Below are 16,500 nucleotides of genomic sequence, written 5' to 3' on the forward strand. Positions count from 1 at the left end.
AACTGAAGGGTCAGTCCGAGATCAGGCCCTCCCGCAGCTGGCCCAGTGTCCGGGTCAGCAAGCGGGAGACGTGCATCTGGGAGATGCCGACCTCCTCGCCGATCTGCGACTGGGTCATGTTGGCGAAGAAGCGCAGCATGATGATCCGGCGTTCCCGGGGCGGCAGCTTGGCCAGCAGGGGCTTGAGGGACTCGCGGTACTCCACGCCCTCCAGGGCCGTGTCCTCGTAGCCGAGCCGGTCGGCCAGGGAGCCCTCGCCGCCGTCGTCCTCGGGGGCGGGGGAGTCCAGCGAGGAGGCGGTGTAGGCGTTGCCGACCGCGAGGCCGTCGACCACGTCCTCCTCGGAGACGCCGAGTACCGCGGCCAGCTCCGTCACCGTCGGGGAGCGGTCCAGCTTCTGGGACAGCTCGTCGCTGGCCTTGGTCAGGGCCAGGCGCAGCTCCTGGAGCCGGCGCGGGACGCGGACCGACCAGGAGGTGTCCCGGAAGAAGCGCTTGATCTCGCCGACCACCGTCGGCATCGCGAAGGTCGGGAACTCCACCCCCCGTTCGCAGTCGAACCGGTCGATCGCCTTGATCAGGCCGATGGTGCCGACCTGGACGATGTCCTCCATCGGCTCGTTGCGGGAGCGGAAGCGCGCGGCCGCGTAGCGGACCAGCGGCAGGTTCAGCTCGATCAGCGTGTCCCGGACGTAGGCCCGCTCGGGGCTCTCCTCGCCGAGTGCGGCGAGCCGCAGGAACAGGGAGCGGGACAGGGTGCGGGTGTCGATGTCCCCCGACGCCGGCGGGGCCGGTGTGTCGGCGGCCGCCTGGGCGGGCGGGGCCGGCACGGCATCGAGGGCCGTGACGCCCTCGATGCCGTCGAGGACGTCGAAAGCGTCGAGCTCCTTGGGCGCTGCCTCGCTCTTCGCGGGCGTCAGCACCTTCGAGCTGCCCTGGTCTGCGGACATGCCACCCCCTTTGGGTCGCGGGACGGTCGGGGCGGCGCAGTCTTTCGAGCAACGCAGCCTTCACCTGAATACCGGAGCCGAAGGCCCGGCAAACGCGTCTCCCGCAGAATGTCACATGTCGGCAACACGCTGTAGTGACATGTCGACATGAGAGAGGTGAATCAGCCCTGGAAAGAAGGGGTCTGACGCCTTTTCGGCTTCCAACTGTCGGCATCTGCGCTGGTGAGCGATTCGCTCGCTGCGGTGATGGATCGAGCGGGTTTGCGATGCAGGGGGTGTTCGTGGATGTGCTTCCGTGCGCCCGCTGTGCTTCGCCGCGAGTCCTTCCGTGCGCCGATGTCCTTCTGTGCCTCGACGTCCTTCTACGCGTCGATGCGATTCGCGGAGCGCAGTCGCTGGAAGCTGCGGGCGAGGAGCCGGGAGACATGCATCTGGGAGACGCCGAGTTCCGCGCTGATCTGTGACTGGGTGAGATTGCTGTAGTAGCGCAGGAGAAGGATTCTCTGTTCGCGTTCGGGGAGTTGGACGAGCAGATGCCGGACCAGGTCGCGGTGTTCCACGCCGTCCAGGGCCGGGTCCTCGTAGCCGATCCGGTCCAGCAGGCCGGGCAGTCCGTCGCCCTCCTGCGCGGCCTCCAGCGAGGTGGCGTGGTACGAGCGTCCCGCCTCGATGCAGCCCAGAACCTCGTCCTCGGTGATGCGCAGCCGCTCGGCGATCTCGGCGGTGGTCGGTGAGCGGCCGTAGAGGGTGGTGAGGTCCTCGGTGGCGCTGTTGACCTGCACCCACAGCTCGTGCAGCCGGCGCGGTACGTGGACCGTGCGGACGTTGTCCCGGAAGTAGCGCTTGATCTCGCCGACCACGGTCGGCATCGCGAAGGTCGGGAACTGCACGCCCCGGTCCGGGTCGAAGCGGTCGATGGCGTTGATCAGGCCGATGGTGCCGACCTGGATCACGTCCTCCATCGGCTCGTTGCGGGAGCGGAATCGGGCGGCCGCGTAGCGCACGAGCGGGAGGTTCGCCTCGATCAGCGTCCCCCGCACGCGGTTGTGCTCCGGCGTGCCCGGGGTGAGCTCCTTCAGTTCGGCGAAGAGCACCTGGGTGAGGGCTCGCGTGTCGGCGCCGCGCCGCTTCTCTGGGGCCACGGGAGCGGGTTCGCAGGCGGGAGCGGCCGCCTCCTCCTGGGGCGGCGCAGTACTGGCCGACACGGTCAACGCCACCTCTTCATCGATCAACCATCCGTCAAAAGTGGTCATAGCATCACAAGAGATGTGCACTGTGTGCAAGCACCGCATAACGCCGTGTTGTGCTCAAACAATGACAAGTTGGGGCGTAAATACAGGAAAGCCCCCCGCCGGAACGGCGGAGGGCTCTTGGCGCGGGAAGTCAGAATTCGTAGTCGGCGATCACCCACGTGGCGAACTCGCGCCACAACGCGACGCCCGCCTGGTGGGCCGGGTGCTCCAGATAGCGCTTGAGGGCGTCGGTGTCCTCGACCGCCGAGTTGATCGCGAAGTCGTGGGCGATCGGCCGGTCGCTGATGTTCCAGCCGCACTCCCAGAAGCGCAGCTCCTCGATCTGGCCGCCGAGTGCCCTGAAGGCCTCCACGCCTGCCACGACCCGCGGATCGTCGCGCTCGACACCCTCGTTGAGCCTGAAGAGGACCAGGTGGCGGATCATGGGGGGTACCTCAGCTCTTTCCTCCGTGGGCGACCCAGGTCATGAAGTCGCCGATGGCCTTGGCCGCGTCCGATATGCCCTCGAAGCCTATCTGGACGTAGTCGGCCGCCTTGGCCGGGTCCGTGATGATCACGTACAGCGCGAAGACCACGAGCACGTATACGGCGATCTTCTTGGCGTTCACCGCCACCGCGGCCTCCCCTGTGCTGTGCCTGCGCCCTGTGGGCCCCCTGCTGCCGGCGGTGAGTGTAACCTTCACACCCCTTTGGGAGGACCAACGGCCCGCCGTCCGAGGTCCTTTGCCGGGCCCGTACGGGCGCCGCGCCGGGCACGCCGGACACCGAGCCCGGCGGGGTCCGGCAGGAATCCGCGGGCCGGGGACGGGCCCCGACCGCGGGGTGCGGGCCGCCGGATCGCCTGAAGGCGGCGCGCACTTGAGGGTCCGTTCCCCGTCCGTCCCCTTCCCGGAACGGACGAAGGGCCCCGTCTTTCAACGGGGCCCTTCTGAAGCGGTAGCGGAGGGATTTGAACCCTCGGTGACTTGCGCCACACTCGCTTTCGAGGCGAGCTCCTTCGGCCGCTCGGACACGCTACCGAGGGAGACCTTACAGCAAGGTGGGGCATGGTTTGAAATCGGAATTCGGCGGCACCGTCACCGGTCCCGGAAAAACTCGGTGAGAAGCCGCGCGCACTCCGCCGCGAGAACACCCTCCACGACTTCCGGACGGTGATTGAGCCGCCGGTCGCGGATCACGTCCCAGAGCGAACCCGCCGCACCCGCCTTGTCGTCCCGGGCGCCGTAGACGACCCGGTCGATCCGGGACTGGACGATCGCGCCCGCGCACATCGTGCACGGCTCCAGGGTGACCACGAGCGTGCAGCCGGCCAGCCGCCACTCCCCGAGCCGGGCAGCCGCCCGCCGGATCGCGAGGACCTCGGCGTGGGCCGTGGGATCGCCGGTGGCCTCGCGCTCGTTGTGCGCGGCGGCCAGCACCGTCGTACCGTCCGGGGACAGTACGACGGCGCCGACGGGGACGTCCCCGCCCAGGACGGCCCGCTCGGCCTCGTCCAGGGCGAGCCGCATCGCGGCCCGCCAGCGGTCGCGTACCGGGTCCACGGAGCCGTGCGTGTTCTGTGCCGCGGTCAGCGGACGGTCTCCAGCACCTCCGAGGCGCCCAGGGCCTCGGCGATCGAGCTGAGCGCGTCATCGGCGTCCAGGACGCGCAGTTCCTTCTCGCTGATGCCCAGGTCGTCGAGGATCTGGCTGTCGCCGACCGGGCTGTGCGGGACCGCGTCGGCGCCGCCCTCCCCGTCGTCCTCGTCGGACTCGGACTCGCCGTCCTCCGTACCGTCGAGGTCCAGGGAGTCCAGGTCGGGGCCGTCGTCGGCACCCGGCTCCCGGCCGAGCAGCTCGTCGGTGAGCAGCAGCTCGCCGTACGCGCTGCGCTGGGCGGCGGCGGCGTCCGAGACGTAGATGCGAGGGTCGTCCTCGCCGTCCACGCGGACGACGCCGAACCAGGCGTCCTCCTGCTCGATCAGGACGAGCACCGTGTCCTCGTCGGGAGAGGCTTCCCGGGCCAGGTCGGCCAGATCCGACAGGGTCTCCACATCGTCGAGCTCTGTGTCGCTCGCTTCCCACCCGTCTTCGGTGCGCGCGAGCAGTGCGGCGAAGTACACCGTGACTCTCCCACTGGTCATAGGCGTGCCGGTTGGGGGTCCCCCCGGCGGAGGTACTTGGGCGGAGAGAGCTGGGCTCCGAGCCCCACCCACTCGGAATCGTGGCAGAAACAAGGCTTTCAGGGGACGTCTTCGGCTCCCTGTGTGTTGAGCGTTCGTTGCCGCCACCTGCGGATCGTACGCGGCTTTTCCAGGCGCTCACGCACGCCCACCGCGCAAACACCGGAGCGCGCCCGCAACTTACGCACCCGGAACTTTCCCCGCGGTGTCCTGCTCACAGAGCTCACAGGGGTCCTCCCTACCAGCGGAACGTCCGCATGCGCATCGCGTGGCGCAGCCGTGCGGCCTTGGCGCGTCGCGGCTGGACCCGGGCGCGCAGCGCGCGGGCCTCGGCGAGGTCGCGCAGGAACTGGGCGCGCCGGCGGCGCCGCTCGGCGTCCGTCTCCGGCGCCGCGGGCTCGGCTATCTCGGGATCGGCGCCCGCGTCATCGGGCAGCTCAGGCAGGTCAGGCACGTCACACCACCCCAGTCCGTCCCTCCCACTTTCCCTCGGACGGCGGGTCCGACGCCAGCGTCGGCGGGGTGCCGGGCGCGGGTACCGTTAGGGGCATGCGTCTCCATGTCGTCGACCACCCCCTGGTCGCTCACAAGCTCACCACGCTGCGCGACCAGCGCACCGACTCCGCGACCTTCCGCCGGCTGGCCGACGAGCTGGTCACCCTGCTCGCCTACGAGGCCACGCGGGACGTGCGCACCGAGGCCGTCGACATCCGGACGCCGGTCGAGCGGACCACCGGCGTCAAGCTCGCCCGCCCGCGCCCGCTGGTCGTGCCGATCCTGCGCGCCGGCCTCGGCATGCTCGACGGCATGGTCCGGCTGCTGCCGACCGCCGAGGTGGGCTTCCTGGGCATGATCCGCAACGAGGAGACGCTGCAGGCCTCCACCTACGCCTCGCGCATGCCGGAGGACCTCTCGGGCCGCCAGGTGTACGTCCTGGACCCGATGCTGGCCACGGGCGGCACGCTGGTCGCGGCGATCCAGGAGCTGATCAAGCGGGGTGCGGACGACGTGACCGCCGTGGTTCTGCTGGCGGCTCCCGAGGGTGTCGAGGTCATGGAGCGGGAGCTGGCCGGGACGCCGGTGACGGTCGTGACGGCGGCGGTGGACGACCACCTCAACGAGCACGGGTACATCGTGCCGGGGCTGGGGGACGCGGGGGATCGCCTGTACGGCGCGGCTGAGTAGAGTGCCGCGCCTACCGGGGTGCCGTTTGTCCGGCGGGTGCGGGTGCGGGTGCGGGTGCGTTGTGGCTTGTCGCGCAGTTCCCCGCGCCCCTTCCGGGGCGCTCGTCAGCAGCTCTTCTTCGTAGATGCCGTTGGCTGCGGTGCGGTCAGGGCCGTCAGCGCCTGCTCCGCTGCCGCCGGCTGGGTCAGGCCCTTGAACGCGTCGCCGATGATCAGATCCACCGCGGCGCCCTTGCGGCCGGTGGTGGCGCGCTGTTCGGCGCCGGAGAGCTGTGTCGCGAGCACCGCCAGCGAGGTGTTCCGGGCGTCGGCCGGGCCGAGGAGCATCCCGGTGCCCTTGACCTTCTTGTCGAACTCCTTGGGCGCGTTGCCCACGTCGCCGATGGTGAAGCCGCGTTTCTTCAGCGCGTCCGCTGTGTCCTTGGCGAGCCCGGTGCGCTGGGTGGCGTTGTAGACGTTCACCGTGATGTCGCCGGGCTTGGGCACGGCCCTGACCTGGGCCGCCGGCGCGGCCTTGGTCCGGCACCCGGCCTTGGCGGAGGCGACCGTGCCCTTCTTGCCGCCGGTGAAGACGTCGATGAGCTGCAGGGTGCCCCAGCCGAGCAGGCCGAGCACCGCGGCGGACGCCACCACAGCGGCCACGAGCCTGCCGCGTCGGCGCGGCGGACGCATCCGCGGGTATTTGTCCCCCGTGATCCGGTACTGGCCGCCCATGCCCGGAGGAGTCAGCATGCTCATGGGCGCAGCGTAGTGCGCCTGGGCGGCGATGCCTATTAGATGATCAGTAGATGCCGCTCAGCGGAACCCGAAAGGGTCAAGGCCAACGGCCGTGTCGTGACGGGTCAGTCGAGTTCGAGCACCCGTGCGTGCAGCACCTGGCGCTGCTGGAGGGCGGCGCGGACCGCGCGGTGCAGCCCGTCTTCCAGGTAGAGGTCGCCCTGCCACTTCACGACGTGCGCGAAGAGGTCGCCGTAGAACGTCGAGTCCTCCGCCAGCAGGGTCTCCAGGTCGAGCTGCTGCTTGGTGGTCACGAGCTGATCGAGGCGGACCGGGCGCGGCGCGACGTCCGCCCACTGCCGGGTGCTTTCCCGGCCGTGGTCGGGGTACGGCCGGCCGTTTCCGATGCGCTTGAAGATCACACGGAAAGCCTACCGGTCAAGACGTTCCGGGCGCAGCCATGGCGGCGGAGTGTGGCACCTGAAAAGATGCCGCAAAAGGGACATGCGGGTTGCTATCGCGGTGCATCGCGGGCTTTGGCGGTGCGCCGGAGCAAGGACCCGGCCGAATTCCCCCGTTCGGCCGGGCCGTGCGGCACCGTCCGGCGGAGGCGGTGGCCCGCCCCCGCCGGCACCGGTTCAGCGGCCCTGTCGCCCGGGCGGTCGCTGCGGTTCCTCCTTCTGCTCCGGCCTGGGCGCCGTCGCACGTCTGGCCTCCGCGCGCAGCAGGGCGCGCAGAACGGCGTAGGGATCCTTGGGCATGGCTGTGCTCCTTGCGTCGAGCCGACCGACCTATCGCGGGGGACGCGGGTCTGTCAGCAGCGCAGGACCACCGTGCGCAGCAGGGACGGGGCGTAGGGCACCCGTGGCGCGGCGGGGCACGTCCGGACCGTCGGCCGGGCGGGCGCCGGGTCGGCGAGGGGGGCCGGGCGCTCGGGTACGTCGGCCCGGTGGACGGCACGGGCCGGTGGCCGTACGAGCATGTCGAAGGCGTCGTGCTCGAGGGTCTCGGCCGACACGCCCAGCGCGGGGGCCGCCTGGGCCTGCGCATGGACGCCGGGCACCCACAGGGCGAGGAGCAGTACGAGCACCCGCAGCCGGGTTCGGCTGCGGGGACGGCTCGCGGTCCTGCTCACAGCGGGTGTGTCCCCGGGGCGGTGGCGCATGCAGCATGCGGGACGCGAGATCCGCCCGCTCGGCGTAGGAACGGGGCGCGCGGTTGACGCCCGGTCACAGGGCCCGCGGGACCCGCCGGTGTCACAGCGTCCGCGGGACCGCCCTGGCCCGGCCCCGGATGCCGAACGCGGTGACGATCTCGGTGATCCCCACGACGACCAGCCAGATGCCGCCGATCAGGGTCAGCACGGCGACCGACCGGAACGGCGAGTCGATCAGCACGATACCGGCGATGAAGGTGATGATCCCGAGGAAGATCTGCCAGCCCCGGGCGGGCGTCCGGGAGTCGTGCAGGGCGGCCAGAGTCTGGGTGATCCCGCGGATCAGCCAGCCGATGCCGATCCACAGGGCGAGCAGCAGGATCGACTGCATGGGTCCGCGGAAGCAGAACAGGCCGAGCAGGATCGACACGGCGCCGCTGATGAAGGCCAGTACGCGCAGCGAGGTCGTCTTGTGCGTGCCGAACGCGGAGACCAGCTGGAAGACGCCGCTGATCACGAGGTAGAGGCCGAAGAGGACGCCGGCGGCGAGCAGGGAGGAGCCGGGCCAGACGAGGACCAGGATGCCGAGGATCAGCGAGGCGATCCCGGTGACCAGGACCACCTGCCAGGCGGCCCGGGACAGGGCGTGCAGGGGACCCTCGAACGGCGGCTCGGGCTCGTGGCGGGTGTGCGGCCCGCCGGGCGGCTGTGCCGCGTGGGCGCGCTGGTCGTCGTACTCACGGCCCCATTCCGGGCCACTGCTGGGTGCCTCGGTCATGGTCCATGCTTGGACCGCCCGGGCGGCGGGTGCGAGCGGGGAGGGGCCGGCCGGGTGATGTCCGGGGAGTCCTCGCGTCCCGTACCCCGCTACTTGTCGGAGGCCTTCGCCGCTCTTGCCGCCGCTTTCATCTCCTGCTTGTGCGCGCGGACCTTCGCCAGCGACTCGGGTCCGGTGATGTCGGCGACGGAGCGGAAGGACGTGGGCTCGCCGTACGCGCCCGCAGCCTCCCGCCAGCCCTTGGGGGTGACTCCCAGCTGCTTGCCGAGCAGTGCGAGGAAGATCTGCGCCTTCTGCTTGCCGAACCCCGGCAGTTGCTCCAGCCGCTTCAGCAGCTCGGCGCCGCTGCCGACGCCCCGCCAGACCGCCTCGGCGTCCCCGTCGTAGTGCTCGACGAGGTACTGGCACAGCTGCTGGATGCGCTTGGCCATCGAGCCGGGGTAGCGGTGCACGGCCGGCTTCTGGGCGAGCAGTGCCGCGAAGGCCTCCGGGTCCGTCGCGGCGATGTCGTGGGCGTCGAGGTCCCCGTCGGCTCCGGCGCCGAGCCGGTCGGCGATGGTCCGGGGCCCCTTGAACGCCCACTCCATCGGGATCTGCTGGTCCAGCAGCATCCCGGTCAGCGCGGCGAGCGGGCTGCGCCCGAGGAGCGCGTCGGCCTCGGGATCCTGGGCGAGGTGCAGCGTGACGTCCATGCTTCGATCATGCCTCGCCCGGGATCCGCCCGCCGCCCGGCCGGACCGGGCGCCCGCCGGCTACCGGGTCACGCCGGTGCTTGGCAGCGCGGCGCCGAAGCGGGTGTCGGTGGAGCCGACGGTGAGGCCGGCGCTCTTGCCGGAGAGGGCGACCGAGCCGTTCACTCCCGATGCCGAGCCGTACAGCACGACGACGGCGCCGGCCTTGGTCACGCTGCCGTTCCCGGCGTCCGGGGCGCCGATCGCGACGTCCCGGTACCCGTCCCCGTTGAAGTCGTCCTGGACGGTGGCGGTGTTGGCCCCCTTGTAGGGCGCGGCGGCGGATGCGGATGCCACCGGGGTCAGCGGAACGGCGGCGACCGCGGCGAACACGGCGCCCGCGGTGAGAACTCTGCGCACTGAATCCCCCACTGGTAACGGACGCCCCACTCGACCCGCGAAGTACCCGAATGGTTGTACGCCTGCCGGTACGGCCCCCGGCCCGCCGCCCCCGCCGCCCCCCGGACCGTCGTGCCGCCACAGCTCGCGTACGATTCCCCCATCACTGAAACTTAGGCAAGGCTTACCTAAAACAAGGGGGTTTTCCGGGTGACCACCGAGACCTACCGCGACGCCTGGGGCATCCCCCACCTGCGCGCCTCCAGCACCCGCGAACTGGCCCACGCCCAGGGCCGGGTGACCGCACTGGACCGCGCCTGGCAACTGGAGGTCGAGCGCCACCGCTCCCAGGGCACCTCGGCCTCCTTCCTCGGCGCCGGCGCCCTGTCCTGGGACGTCCTCGCCCGCCGCGCCCGCCTCGACGACACCGCCCGCCGCTGCTTCGCCGCGCTGGAGAGCCGGGACCCCGAAACGGCCGACTGGGTCCGCACGTACGTCGGCGGCGTCAACGCGGGCCTGCCCGACGGCGCGCGCCGCGCCGCCGAGTTCACCCGCGTAGGCCTCGCCCCCGGCCGCTGGCAGCCCTGGACCCCGCTCGGCGTCTGGCTCGCCACCCACCTCCTCTTCGCGGGCTTTCCGGCCAAGCTCTGGCGCGAGCAGGCGCTACGGCACCTCGGCCCCGACGCCGTCGGCCTGTTCGCCACCGACGGCCCCGGCACCGCCGGCAGCAACGGCTGGCTCGTCACCGGTGCCCGTACCGCCTCCGGCCACGCCCTGATCGCCGGCGACCCGCACCGCTTCATCGAGGACCCCGGCGTCTACCAGCAGATCCGCCTCTCCTGCCCCGAGTTCGACGTCATCGGCCTGGCCGTGCCCGGCGTCCCCGGTATCGCCCACTTCGGCCACACCGGCACGGTCGCCTGGGGCATCACCAATGCCATGGCCGACTACCAGGACCTGTACCGCGAACGCCTGCGCCGCACGGGCGCCGGCGTCCAGGCCCTCGGCCCGGACGGCCACTGGCACCGGGCCGCGCGGCACACGGAGACGGTCGGGATCGCGGGGGAGGCGCCGATCGGGATCGAGGTGATCGAGACGGACCGGGGGCCGGTGATCGCCGGGGGCCCGGAGGGCTTGGCGGCGGGCACCACGCCGACACGGGCGTACGGCCCGCAAGCCGCCGACGCTGAGAACCCCGCCGAAGGCGAAGCCGAGGCGCTGGCTCTGCGCCATCCGCCCCGCGTCACGGCAGACCTGGGCTTCAGCGCGCTCCTCCCGCTCCTGAGGGCCCGCACCGTCGCCGACATCGACCGTGCCCTCGACGCCTGGGCCGAGCCCGTCAACGTCGTCCAGGCCGCGGACACCCGGGGCGGCACCCTCCACCGCGTCGCGGGCCGCGTCCCCGTGCGCGCCCGGGCCAACCGCCTCCACCCCGTACCCGCCTGGCACCCCGGGCACGACTGGCACGGCTGGCACGGGACGCCGTACGCGCCCGTGCGGGACGGCATCGCGGTGATGGCCAACCAGCGGGGCGCCGCCGCCACCCTCGGCGTCGAGTTCGCCCCACCGCACCGCGCCGACCGCATCCGCGCCCTCCTCGACGCGCGCCCCACCTGGACCGCCGACGGCATGCCCGCGATCCACACCGACACCCATCTCGCCTCCGCCGCGCCCCTGCTGGACCACCTCGCCGCCCTCGACGGCCTCAGCCCCGGAGCGGCCCGCCTGCGGCGCCGCCTGCTCGCCTGGAACCGCCGCATGGACGCCGACAGCACCGACGCGGCCGGCTACGCGGCCGTACGCTCCGCGGTCGTACGCCGTCTCGCCGCCCACCCGGTGTTCGCCCCGCTCGCCGAGCCCCCGGCCTACCCGGAGGTCCTGCTGCCCTGGCTGGCCCTCGTCCCGCGCATCGGCTACGCCCTGGAACACCTGCTGCGCGCCGAGGAGTTGTACGGCGTCGACCGTCCGGCGGTCGTCCGCGCGGCCCTGGAGGAGGTGGCCGCCGAGCAGCCGGCCGGCACCTGGGCCACCACCCACCGCCTCGCCCCCTGGCGCGCACTCCCCAAGGCACCGGGGGACCCGGAACCCGGGCTCGCCGGTGACCACGACTGCGTGCTGTGCACCTCCGCCGTCCCCGGCCTCACCGACCGCGCGGCCCGCGGTCCGGCCGCCCGGTACGTCTGGGACCTGGCCGACCGGGCGGCCAGCCGCTGGGTGGTCCCCTTCGGCGCCGACGGCGTCCCCGGCACCCCCCACCACCGTGACCAACTCCCCTTGTGGCTCAAGGGGGAACTGGCCCCCGTCGTCACCGACTGGGCCCTGCTGACCCTGCTGGAACGCACCGAGGAAACCCATGACTGACCGCTCCGGGGAAGCCTTCGAACAGCACGTCGACGGCTTCGGCACCGTCCGTGTCCGTCCCCTCGACCCGGCGTCCGACGCGGATGTCGTCCACGGCTGGGTGAGCGAGGAACGTGCCCTCTTCTGGGGCATGACCGGCCTCACCCGGGACCAGGTCGCCGACGTCTACGCCCACATGGCCGGCCTCGACACCCACCACGCCCACCTCGTCACCAAGGACGGCGCACCGGCGGCCCTGCTGCAGACGTACGAGCCGGCCGCGGACCGGGTCGGCGAGTGCTACGACGTCCTCCCCGGCGACCTCGGCGTCCACGTCCTCCTCGGCCCGGCCGGCCCCGACGGACCCCGGCCAGGGTGGACCTCCGCCCTGCTGACCGTGATGACGAGGTTCGCGCTGCGCACCCCGGACCGGCACCGGCTGGTGGTCGACCCGGACGTGCGCAACACCAGGGCGATCGCCCGCTTCGAACGCCAGGGCTTCGTACGCGGCCCGGCGGTCGTCCTGCCCGAGGTGGACATCCCCGACGTGTACCTGCCGGAGAAGCACGCCCAACTCGCCTTCCTGGAACGCCGGGTAGCCTTCCCCGCGTGACGACGCCCGACGAGCTGATCGCCCACTACGGCCTCGAACCCATCCCCCGCGAGGGCGGCCTGTTCCGCCAGACCTGGCAGGGCCCCGGACGACCCGACGGCCGTCCCGAGGGCACCGCCATCGTCGCCCTGCTGACCGCGGACGACTTCTGCGCCCTGCACCGCCTGCCCACCGACGAGATCTGGCACTTCTACCTCGGCGACCCCCTCCATCTCCTGCTCCTCGCCCCCGACGGCACCGCCCGCACCGAAGTCCTCGGCCCCGCCCCGCTGTCCGGGCAGCACGTCCAGCTGACCGTGCCGGCCCGCACCTGGATGGGCGCGCGGGTGGCGCCGGGCGGCGCGTGGGCGTTCTTCGGCTGCACGATGGCCCCCGGATTCACCTACGCGGACTACGAGCACGGGACCGCGGCCGGTCTCACGGCGCGTTACCCGGCCGAGGCCGCCCGGATCGCGGAACTGTGCCGCCCATGAGCCTGCTCGACGGACAGACCGCCCTGGTGACCGGCGCGGGCGGAGGCATCGGCCGCGCCATCGCGCTGCGCTTCGCCGAGGAGGGCGCGGCCGTGGCCCTGCACTGCCGTACGGCGGTGGACGCGGCGGCCGGCGTGGCCGCCCGAATCCGGGAGGCGGGCGGCGAGGCCGTCGTACTCCGGGCGGATCTGACGGACGAGGACGCCTGCCACCGCCTGATCCGGGAGACCACGGACTGGTCCGGCGGGCGGCTCACCGCCCTCGTCAACAACGCGGCCGTGCAGCCCGTACAGCCCCTGCCCGGGATGACGGCGGACGAGTGGCGCACGGTCGTCGACACCGACCTCACCAGCGTCTTCGCCTGCACCCAGGCCGCAGCCGCGCACATGCGCGCCCACGGCGGCGGCACCGTCACCCACATCGCCTCCATCGAGGCCGCCCGTCCCGCCCCCGGCCACGCCCACTACAGCGCGGCCAAGGCGGCGGTCGTCATGCACGCCCGGGCCGCCGCCCTGGAGTACGGGCCCGACGGCATCCGCGTCAACACCGTCTCGCCCGGCCTGATCGACCGGGAGGGCCTGGCTCAGGCCTGGCCGGACGGCGTACGCCGCTGGCTGGCCGCCGCCCCCACCGGCCGCCTCGGCCGCCCCGAGGACGTGGCCGACGCCTGCGTGTTCCTGGCCTCGCCGCTCGCGCGCTGGATCACCGGCCACGACCTGACCGTGGACGGCGGCGTCTCGGCCCGCCCGACGTGGTGAGCACTCCGCCCGGTCTCTGCGTACTCATACAGAGGCGCGCGCTCGTACCGGGGCATGCGCTCATGCGGAGTTCACGCGCTCATGCGGAGGCACGCGCTCATGCGGAGGCACGCGCTCATGCGGAGGCACGCGCTCATGCGGAGGCACGCGCTCATGCGGAGGCACGCGCTCATGCGGAGTTCACGCGGCGAGGGAGGGACGAGGTGCGCGAGGCACACCGGCGGTGGCGCAGGCTGACCCTGCTCTGTACGGGCCTCCTGTTCCTTCTGCTCGGCACGGCGGCCCCCGCGTCGGCGCACGCGGCCCTGCGCACGAGCGACCCCGGCGACGGCAGCGTCCTGCGCACGGCCCCCCGGCACGTCACCCTGACCTTCACCGAGTCGGTCGGCCTGCTCACCGACTCCTTCCGGGTCTACGACCCCCGCAACCACCGGGTGCGCACGGGCGACGCCGGCCACGCCCCCGGCCGCTCGGACACGGCCCGCGTCTCCCTGCCCGCCAGGCTCGCCACCGGCACCTACACGGTCGCCTGGCGGGTGGTGTCAGCCGACAGCCACCCGGTGTCCGGCGCGCTCACCTTCTCGGTCGGCAAGCGCACGGCGACGACCGTGACCCCGGTCCCCGACGCCACGGAGAACCCCACCACGGAGGCGCTGTACAACATCGCCCGCTGGCTCGCCTATCTCTGCCTGGCCCTCCTCCTCGGCACCGCCGCGTTCGTGGCGTACTGCCGTCCGCCGGCGGCAGCCCCCCTGCGCGCCCCCGCCCTGGCCGCCGCCTGGACCCTCCTCGCCTCGACGGCCGCCCTGTTCGTCCTGCGCACCCCCTACGAGGAGGGCACCTCCCCCGCGCGGGCCCTCTCCCTGCGCGCTCTCGCGCACGCGGCCACGACCCGCCCGGGCGCACTGCTGCTCGCCCGGCTGGCGCTCCTGCTCCTGGCGGCAGCCGCCATGGCGCTGCTGAGGGCCCGCCGCACAAGGCTTCCGCGCCGCTCCACCCTCGCCGTGGCCGCGGCCCTCTCCCTGCCCCTCGCCCTGACCTGGTCGGCGGCCGAACACGCCTCCGCGGGCCTCCAGGTCCCGCTGGCGATCACCTCCGCCACCCTCCATCTGCTGGCCATGGCGGCCTGGCTGGGCGGCCTGGCCGCGCTGCTGAGGGTGCTGCACCGCACGCCGGCCCTCCCGGTCTCGGTCCCGGCCCGCTTCTCCCGCCTGGCCTCCGCCTCGGTGACGGTCCTGGTCCTGACCGGTGTCTACCAGTCCTGGCGGGGCCTCGGTTCCTGGCAGGCGCTCACGGACACGACGTACGGCCGCACCCTGCTGGCCAAACTGGCGGCGGTCACCGCGCTCCTGCTGGCGGCGGCCTGCTCCCGCACCTGGACGACCCGCCTGACGCAGGCCCGAGCGAACCAGACGGCGCCCGCCCGCGTCCCCGAACCGGCCATGGGCCCCCCGCTCCCGCCGGAGCCCTCCGCCCCGCCCCCGCAGCCCCCCGTCCACCTCCTGCGCCGCTCGGTGCTGGCGGAGGCGGCCGTCGGCGTGGTGGTGCTGGCCCTGACGACCCTCCTGACGAGCACGGTGCCCGGCCGGACGGCCACCGAGGCCGCCGGGACCACGCAGACCGCGGCACCGGCGAGCGGCATCCCGACGGCCTACGTCACCACCGTCCCCTTCGACGTCGGCACCCCCGGCGGCCACGGCAAGGTCCAGGTCACCCTGGACCCGGGCCGCGTGGGCCGCACCTCCGTCCAGGCGGTGGTCTACGGTCCCGACGGCGGCCTGTCCTCGGTCCCCGAAGTGCGGGTCACCTTCACCCTGCCCAGCCGGCGGATCGGCCCCCTGAACACCAGGGTCACCGACCGGGGCGGCTACTGGGCGGCCGACTCCTTCGACCTCCCCCTGCCGGGCACCTGGACGATGAAGGTGACGGTACGGGTGTCGGAGGTGGACCAGGTGACGGTGGCGGCACCGGTGCGGGTGACGGGATAGGCCGAACCTTCAGCGGAGCGCGTACGAGGTCCGACGCCTCCGCACGAACTCGCCCATGGCACGCGACCGCTCGCCGCTGGAGTGGAGACCAGGGCGCCCACCGGCTTGCCGGTTGCCTTGTCTACTACTTTGCGTTCCAACGGGGCCCGGAGTCTGAAACTGACGTGCACAAGTTCGACGTTGAAGGGGTGGGCTGCGCCGCTCGGTGCAGCCCACCACGCGACTGACCCCCGGTCTTCAGGCGCTGGGGGCGGGGGTGGCTGCTTCCGTCTCCAGACCGCGGGCCGTGACGAGGCGGGCGCTGCCGTCGGCCAGCCGGTAGGACAGGCCGACGACGGCGGTCCGTCCGCTGCTGACCTGGTCGGCGAGGACCCGGGAGCGGTCCAGGAGGAGGTCGACGGTGTGCCTTATGTGCTCGGCGATGATGTCGTCGTCCGAGGTGAGCCCGGCGGCGTGGGCCGCAAGCACGCTGGGCGTGACGCGTTCGATGACGTCGCGTACGTAGCCGGTGGCGCCCAGGCCGTCGGTCAGGGCGGCGCGGGTGGCGGCAACCGCTCCGCACGAGTCGTGGCCGAGCACCACCACCAGCGGGCAGTCCAGCACGCTGACGCCGTACTCGATGCTGCCCAGCACCTCTGGCCCCGCGACGTGGCCGGCGGTGCGGACCACGAACAGGTCGCCCAGACCCCGGTCGAAGACGATCTCGGCGGCCAGGCGTGAGTCGGAGCAGCCGAAGAGCACCGCGAACGGGCGCTGTCCGGGTGCCGTCTCGGCACGCCGTGCAGCGTCCTGGTTCGGGTGCTGCGGTGTACCCGCGACGAATCGCTGGTTGCCGGCCAGCAGCAGGTCGACGGCCTCGGACGGAGTGGGAGTCGGAGGGAGGATGTCAGTCATGGCGGCAGGCTACGACGAGGCCCGGCTCGCCACAGCGTGCAGTGGGCCACACCGGCGAGGTTCCGGCGGCCGCTGGGCGAGCGAACGTCGTCGTGTCGCCGGGCACACCGGGGCGCCGGGCGCCGGCGGCTTCCAACCCGGAGCGCTGAGTTCGCGGCGTGCCGGC

General features: G+C 72.7%; 21 protein-coding genes and 1 tRNA gene. 6 read left to right on the forward strand and 16 right to left on the reverse strand.

The genetic code is table 11. From position 1 onward, the window contains the following. Positions 1-10: 10 nt before the first annotated feature. The 8 genes from ACZ7GZ_RS30150 to ACZ7GZ_RS30185 form a co-directional block, all read right to left on the reverse strand. A complete protein-coding gene (locus ACZ7GZ_RS30150) occupies positions 11-949 on the reverse strand; it encodes an RNA polymerase sigma factor SigF (protein ID WP_471028982.1) in 939 nt (312 codons plus the stop codon). A gap of 362 nt (positions 950-1,311) precedes the next feature. Beyond that, the gene (locus ACZ7GZ_RS30155; protein ID WP_471028983.1) at positions 1,312-2,202 is read right to left on the reverse strand and encodes an RNA polymerase sigma factor SigF; all 891 of its coding nucleotides are present in this window, start codon (positions 2,200-2,202) and stop codon (positions 1,312-1,314) included. Positions 2,203-2,332: 130 nt separating this feature from the next. Further along, positions 2,333-2,626, reverse strand: a complete 294-nt coding sequence (locus tag ACZ7GZ_RS30160) for a Dabb family protein (RefSeq protein WP_470811315.1) — start codon at positions 2,624-2,626, stop codon at positions 2,333-2,335. Between the two features lie 10 nt (positions 2,627-2,636). Next, positions 2,637-2,816, reverse strand: a complete 180-nt coding sequence (locus ACZ7GZ_RS30165) for a hypothetical protein (RefSeq protein WP_103817756.1) — start codon at positions 2,814-2,816, stop codon at positions 2,637-2,639. A gap of 320 nt (positions 2,817-3,136) precedes the next feature. Next, positions 3,137-3,221: transfer RNA gene (locus tag ACZ7GZ_RS30170), tRNA-Ser, on the reverse strand. Positions 3,222-3,278: 57 nt separating this feature from the next. Then, positions 3,279-3,710, reverse strand: a complete 432-nt coding sequence (gene tadA, locus ACZ7GZ_RS30175; RefSeq protein WP_471029054.1) for a tRNA adenosine(34) deaminase TadA — start codon at positions 3,708-3,710, stop codon at positions 3,279-3,281. A gap of 59 nt (positions 3,711-3,769) precedes the next feature. Next, complete coding sequence (locus ACZ7GZ_RS30180) at positions 3,770-4,303, reverse strand: tRNA adenosine deaminase-associated protein (RefSeq protein ID WP_471029056.1); 534 nt, start codon at positions 4,301-4,303, stop codon at positions 3,770-3,772. A 298-nt stretch (positions 4,304-4,601) separates the two neighbouring features. After that, complete coding sequence (locus ACZ7GZ_RS30185; RefSeq protein WP_471029057.1) at positions 4,602-4,808, reverse strand: hypothetical protein; 207 nt, start codon at positions 4,806-4,808, stop codon at positions 4,602-4,604. A 104-nt stretch (positions 4,809-4,912) separates the two neighbouring features. On the opposite strand from ACZ7GZ_RS30185, the gene upp reads away from it, so the two are divergent. Next, positions 4,913-5,548 (forward strand): uracil phosphoribosyltransferase, encoded by a 636-nt coding sequence (gene upp, locus ACZ7GZ_RS30190; RefSeq protein WP_471028985.1) that lies wholly within the window; start codon positions 4,913-4,915, stop codon positions 5,546-5,548. A gap of 104 nt (positions 5,549-5,652) precedes the next feature. Here the strand turns inward: upp and ACZ7GZ_RS30195 are convergent, their stop codons facing one another. The 7 genes from ACZ7GZ_RS30195 to ACZ7GZ_RS30225 form a co-directional block, all read right to left on the reverse strand. Continuing rightward, positions 5,653-6,285: a LytR C-terminal domain-containing protein gene (locus ACZ7GZ_RS30195; RefSeq protein ID WP_471028986.1), complete on the reverse strand. Its 633-nt coding sequence runs from the start codon at positions 6,283-6,285 to the stop codon at positions 5,653-5,655. Between the two features lie 104 nt (positions 6,286-6,389). Further along, positions 6,390-6,686, reverse strand: a complete 297-nt coding sequence (locus ACZ7GZ_RS30200) for a type II toxin-antitoxin system VapB family antitoxin (protein ID WP_004943146.1) — start codon at positions 6,684-6,686, stop codon at positions 6,390-6,392. A 216-nt stretch (positions 6,687-6,902) separates the two neighbouring features. Next, positions 6,903-7,025 carry a hypothetical protein gene (locus ACZ7GZ_RS30205; protein WP_471028987.1) on the reverse strand — a complete coding sequence of 41 codons (123 nt, stop codon included), beginning with the start codon at positions 7,023-7,025 and terminating at the stop codon, positions 6,903-6,905. 53 nt (positions 7,026-7,078) lie between these two features. Beyond that, positions 7,079-7,399 carry a hypothetical protein gene (locus ACZ7GZ_RS30210; RefSeq protein ID WP_471028989.1) on the reverse strand — a complete coding sequence of 107 codons (321 nt, stop codon included), beginning with the start codon at positions 7,397-7,399 and terminating at the stop codon, positions 7,079-7,081. Between the two features lie 121 nt (positions 7,400-7,520). Beyond that, positions 7,521-8,198, reverse strand: a complete 678-nt coding sequence (locus tag ACZ7GZ_RS30215) for an HdeD family acid-resistance protein (protein WP_471028991.1) — start codon at positions 8,196-8,198, stop codon at positions 7,521-7,523. A gap of 89 nt (positions 8,199-8,287) precedes the next feature. Further along, the gene (locus ACZ7GZ_RS30220; RefSeq protein WP_471028992.1) at positions 8,288-8,890 is read right to left on the reverse strand and encodes an HhH-GPD-type base excision DNA repair protein; all 603 of its coding nucleotides are present in this window, start codon (positions 8,888-8,890) and stop codon (positions 8,288-8,290) included. Positions 8,891-8,950: 60 nt separating this feature from the next. Next, the gene (locus ACZ7GZ_RS30225) at positions 8,951-9,289 is read right to left on the reverse strand and encodes an integrin alpha (protein ID WP_471028993.1); all 339 of its coding nucleotides are present in this window, start codon (positions 9,287-9,289) and stop codon (positions 8,951-8,953) included. 189 nt (positions 9,290-9,478) lie between these two features. Between ACZ7GZ_RS30225 and ACZ7GZ_RS30230 the strand changes: the two genes are divergently transcribed. The 5 genes from ACZ7GZ_RS30230 (at position 9,479) to ACZ7GZ_RS30250 (ending at position 15,440) form a co-directional block, all read left to right on the forward strand. Next, positions 9,479-11,629: a penicillin acylase family protein gene (locus ACZ7GZ_RS30230; protein ID WP_471028996.1), complete on the forward strand. Its 2,151-nt coding sequence runs from the start codon at positions 9,479-9,481 to the stop codon at positions 11,627-11,629. Next, entirely contained in the window at positions 11,622-12,221 is a 600-nt protein-coding gene (locus tag ACZ7GZ_RS30235; RefSeq protein WP_471028998.1) for a GNAT family N-acetyltransferase, read from the forward strand. Before ACZ7GZ_RS30230 ends, ACZ7GZ_RS30235 begins: the two co-directional genes overlap by 8 nt. Beyond that, positions 12,218-12,694 carry a cupin domain-containing protein gene (locus tag ACZ7GZ_RS30240; RefSeq protein WP_471029000.1) on the forward strand — a complete coding sequence of 159 codons (477 nt, stop codon included), beginning with the start codon at positions 12,218-12,220 and terminating at the stop codon, positions 12,692-12,694. The genes ACZ7GZ_RS30235 and ACZ7GZ_RS30240 overlap by 4 nt, the downstream gene beginning before the upstream one ends. After that, positions 12,691-13,452: an SDR family NAD(P)-dependent oxidoreductase gene (locus ACZ7GZ_RS30245; RefSeq protein ID WP_471029001.1), complete on the forward strand. Its 762-nt coding sequence runs from the start codon at positions 12,691-12,693 to the stop codon at positions 13,450-13,452. Before ACZ7GZ_RS30240 ends, ACZ7GZ_RS30245 begins: the two co-directional genes overlap by 4 nt. 203 nt (positions 13,453-13,655) lie before the next feature. Beyond that, positions 13,656-15,440, forward strand: coding sequence for a copper resistance CopC/CopD family protein (locus ACZ7GZ_RS30250; protein ID WP_471029003.1), 1,785 nt, complete (start codon positions 13,656-13,658; stop codon positions 15,438-15,440). Between the two features lie 237 nt (positions 15,441-15,677). Here ACZ7GZ_RS30250 and ACZ7GZ_RS30255 read toward each other — a convergent pair whose 3' ends face one another. After that, positions 15,678-16,334 carry a carbonic anhydrase gene (locus ACZ7GZ_RS30255; RefSeq protein WP_471029004.1) on the reverse strand — a complete coding sequence of 219 codons (657 nt, stop codon included), beginning with the start codon at positions 16,332-16,334 and terminating at the stop codon, positions 15,678-15,680. Positions 16,335-16,500 lie beyond the last annotated feature (166 nt).

This window comes from Streptomyces sp. NPDC037288, from assembly GCF_055603265.1.

What these genes read in the sequence shown, in the direction of transcription:
- ACZ7GZ_RS30150 (WP_471028982.1), bottom strand. Translation starts at nt 949, where the DNA reads ATGTCCGCAGACCAGGGCAGCTCGAAGGTGCTGACGCCCGCGAAGAGC.
- ACZ7GZ_RS30220 (WP_471028992.1), bottom strand. Translation starts at nt 8,890, where the DNA reads ATGGACGTCACGCTGCACCTCGCCCAGGATCCCGAGGCCGACGCGCTC.
- ACZ7GZ_RS30235 (WP_471028998.1), top strand. Translation starts at nt 11,622, where the DNA reads ATGACTGACCGCTCCGGGGAAGCCTTCGAACAGCACGTCGACGGCTTC.
- ACZ7GZ_RS30155 (WP_471028983.1), bottom strand. Translation starts at nt 2,202, where the DNA reads ATGACCACTTTTGACGGATGGTTGATCGATGAAGAGGTGGCGTTGACC.
- upp (WP_471028985.1), top strand. Translation starts at nt 4,913, where the DNA reads ATGCGTCTCCATGTCGTCGACCACCCCCTGGTCGCTCACAAGCTCACC.
- ACZ7GZ_RS30255 (WP_471029004.1), bottom strand. Translation starts at nt 16,334, where the DNA reads ATGACTGACATCCTCCCTCCGACTCCCACTCCGTCCGAGGCCGTCGAC.
- ACZ7GZ_RS30215 (WP_471028991.1), bottom strand. Translation starts at nt 8,198, where the DNA reads ATGACCGAGGCACCCAGCAGTGGCCCGGAATGGGGCCGTGAGTACGAC.
- ACZ7GZ_RS30160 (WP_470811315.1), bottom strand. Translation starts at nt 2,626, where the DNA reads ATGATCCGCCACCTGGTCCTCTTCAGGCTCAACGAGGGTGTCGAGCGC.
- ACZ7GZ_RS30205 (WP_471028987.1), bottom strand. Translation starts at nt 7,025, where the DNA reads ATGCCCAAGGATCCCTACGCCGTTCTGCGCGCCCTGCTGCGCGCGGAG.
- ACZ7GZ_RS30245 (WP_471029001.1), top strand. Translation starts at nt 12,691, where the DNA reads ATGAGCCTGCTCGACGGACAGACCGCCCTGGTGACCGGCGCGGGCGGA.
- ACZ7GZ_RS30195 (WP_471028986.1), bottom strand. Translation starts at nt 6,285, where the DNA reads ATGAGCATGCTGACTCCTCCGGGCATGGGCGGCCAGTACCGGATCACG.
- tadA (WP_471029054.1), bottom strand. Translation starts at nt 3,710, where the DNA reads ATGCGGCTCGCCCTGGACGAGGCCGAGCGGGCCGTCCTGGGCGGGGAC.